This window comes from Streptomyces kebangsaanensis, assembly GCF_001906585.1.
In the GTDB taxonomy this organism is placed as follows: Bacteria; Actinomycetota; Actinomycetes; order Streptomycetales; family Streptomycetaceae; genus Streptomyces; species Streptomyces kebangsaanensis.
In genome coordinates this window covers 79,443-79,841 of the sequence record NZ_JUJA01000011.1, presented here as the reverse complement: position 1 = coordinate 79,841, position 399 = coordinate 79,443, and the positions used below count along the sequence as shown (strand labels likewise).

Below are 399 nucleotides of genomic sequence, written 5' to 3'. Positions count from 1 at the left end.
GGTGTGACGGCGGCCGCCGTGGGCGTACCTGCGGCTTCCGGCTCACTCCGGTCGACGTGCTCGGTCACGGTGGGGCTCCTTGTCGCGGTCTGGCTGATGCGTACGGGTGCCGACGGGGCTCACGCCGCCTCCGTCCGGTCGGCCGCCATGCCCGCCGCGTCCAGCAGCGCCGTGCCGACGACGAGGTCGGCGCCGCCGAACTCGGGGTCGTCCAGCTCGGTCCCGTCGTCCACGGCGAACAGCAGTTTCTCCTCGCCCTGCCGGTAGGCGGTACCGACCGGCGGGCTGGCCGCGTGCACGGCCAGCAGGGCGACCAGATAGGGCAGATCGGCGTCCTTGCGGCGTGCCTCGGTGAGCAGGCCCGACAGCCGCCGCGGCGCGTCGGCCGGCAGGTCCAGC

Annotated in this window: 1 pseudogene; it reads right to left on the bottom strand. The window is 74.9% G+C overall.

The window, feature by feature from the left end:
• Positions 1–119 precede the first annotated feature (119 nt).
• Positions 120–399: pseudogene (locus tag RH94_RS41785) on the bottom strand (hypothetical protein); the annotation flags it as partial.